The 2,410-nt window shown below is 45.9% G+C and carries 2 protein-coding genes; both read left to right on the forward strand.

Going from position 1 to position 2,410, the window contains the following annotated elements; genetic code table 11:
* Positions 1-769: 4-hydroxy-tetrahydrodipicolinate synthase (gene dapA / locus RMO52_RS07525; protein ID WP_310412461.1), on the forward strand; the 769-nt coding region annotated here is incomplete at its 5' end.
* Positions 770-1,365: 596 nt separating this feature from the next.
* On the forward strand, positions 1,366-2,410 hold a 1,045-nt coding region (locus tag RMO52_RS07530), incomplete at its 3' end, for an RNase J family beta-CASP ribonuclease (RefSeq protein ID WP_310412465.1).

Consider the following 2,410-nt stretch of genomic DNA (forward strand, 5'->3'; position numbering starts at 1 on the left):
TGGCACGACAGGCGAATCGCCAACGCTGAGCTGGGATGAAGAGTATCAACTATTTCAAGTCGTCCAAAAAGCCGTCGCTGGGAAAGCCAAAGTCATTGCTGGTACTGGGTCAAATTCTACCAGTGAAGCGATCGAAGCCACCCAAAAAGCTGCTAAACTAGGAGTAGATGGTAGTCTACAAGTAGTCCCTTACTACAATAAGCCGCCCCAGATCGGTTTATACCAGCATTTTGAAGCGATCGCGGCAGCTTGCGACTTGCCGATGATGCTCTACAATATCCCCGGACGTACCGGACAACAGCTAGAGCCAGAGACGATCGCTAAATTAGCAAAATTAGATGGCATTGTCGCAATCAAGGAATCTACGGGTAATCTAGATATAGCCAGTCAAATTCGCAGCTTGACACCGCCAGATTTTGCGATTTATTCTGGTGATGACTCTTTGACATTACCGATCCTGGCTGTAGGTGGAACAGGTGTCGTAAGTGTCGCCAGTCATCTAGTCGGCAATGAAATTCAGGCAATGATTGCGGCGTTTGCATCCGGCCACAACCAGCTAGCGACTAAAATGCACATCCAAATGCTGCCTCTATTTAAAGGGCTATTTCTCGCACCTAACCCCATGCCGATTAAAGCGGCACTCAAATTGCAAGGCTGGGAAGTTGGCGGACTGCGATTGCCGATGTGTGAATTACCGAACCAATTACTACCTCAAATTCAGCAATTATTAGACAGACAAGGCCTACTGCTGTCGATGTGTCGCGATTAGACAAAGCCGACACTTCGACCCTTCGGCAGAGCTTCAGGGCAACGCAAGCTCAGTGCATCGCGCAAAGCAAGCAAATTTGATAATTGTGCTGCGAATGATTGACCCATTGCCGATAATATGATACAACTAAGATAACGATGAAAAACGCAGATAAGTCAGAAACGAGCGGGTTAAAATTTGACGAGTTAGCAGCATAAGCTTTGTCAAAAAACACGTGATTGGAAGCGAGCCACACCTAGTCAAGCCGAAATTAATAAATCTAAGATTAGGTAATACGGTTACTGGTCTTCGAGCATAAATATTCAGTTAGTTTAATAACAGCCAGTGCAAATTTCTAGCGCATAGTTTTCGGAAGCCTGAATTATCTATTATCTTTATATTTACAGCGTTGCAGCCATGCTCCGCCATTGGTGTGATGGAAATCGTAGCGACCAAATCGCGGAAACACTTCTCAGTCGCTCTAGCGAGTCCACACCCAATAAAGTTTCGATTCTAACATACCAAGTCTGACAGCTAACTGAATTTGTAGCTGCCAATCGATACATCGAAAAATCCAGTTTTGTTTTAAAAATATCCAACTATCCATATCTATCTAAATGAGTCCAATTCTCAAATCATCGCAGACCTCCACAGTCGCCAAAAAGTCTAATGAACCTACTTTGAAAATCATCCCATTGGGCGGTTTACATGAAATAGGTAAAAATACATGTGTCTTTGAAATTAACGACGAGATTTTACTCCTCGATGCTGGATTGGCTTTCCCCACTGATGGAATGCACGGCATCAATATCGTCTTGCCAGATATGACCTATCTGCGCGAAAACCAGCACAAAATCAAAGGGATGATCGTCACCCACGGACATGAAGATCATATCGGTGGAATTCCCTATCACCTCAAGCAATTTGACATTCCGATTATTTACGGCCCGCGCCTCGCAATGGCTCTATTGCAAGGTAAGTTAGAAGAAGCTGGTGTCGCCGATCGGACTAAAATAAAAACAGTAGCCCCCCGCGATATAGTCAGAATTGGCGAATCCTTCTTCGTTGAGTTTATCCGCAATACTCACTCGATCGCCGATAGCTTTACAGTTGCGCTACATACTCCCGTCGGTGTCGTCATCCATACCGGAGACTTTAAATTCGACCATACCCCCGTCGATGGCGAAGCTTATGACTATGCCAAACTCGCCGAACATGGCGAAAAAGGCGTACTGTGCTTGATCAGTGACTCCACCAACTCCGAGATTCCTGGCTTTACACCATCCGAGCGTTCGGTATTCCCCAACCTCGACAGATTTATCAGTTTAGCCAAAGGTCGGGTGATGGTAACCACCTTCTCATCCTCCGTCCACCGGATCAACATGACGATCGAGATCGCCATGAAGTACAATCGGAAAGTATGCGTAGTCGGTCGATCGATGCTCAACGTGATCGCTCACGCACGGAACCTCGGTTATATTAACTGTCCCGATAGTGTTTTTGAACCGCTGCAATCAGCCAATCACCTCCCAGATAACCAAGTCTTGGTACTAACCACAGGCTCCCAGGGTGAAACCCTAGCAGCAATGACTCGGATTGCTAACGGTCAGCATCGTCAAGTTAAAATTCGCAAGGGCGATACAATTATCTTCTCAGCTAACC

It is taken from the genome of Chamaesiphon sp. OTE_8_metabat_110 (assembly GCF_031382685.1).
Lineage (GTDB): Bacteria > Cyanobacteriota > Cyanobacteriia > Cyanobacteriales > Chamaesiphonaceae > Chamaesiphon.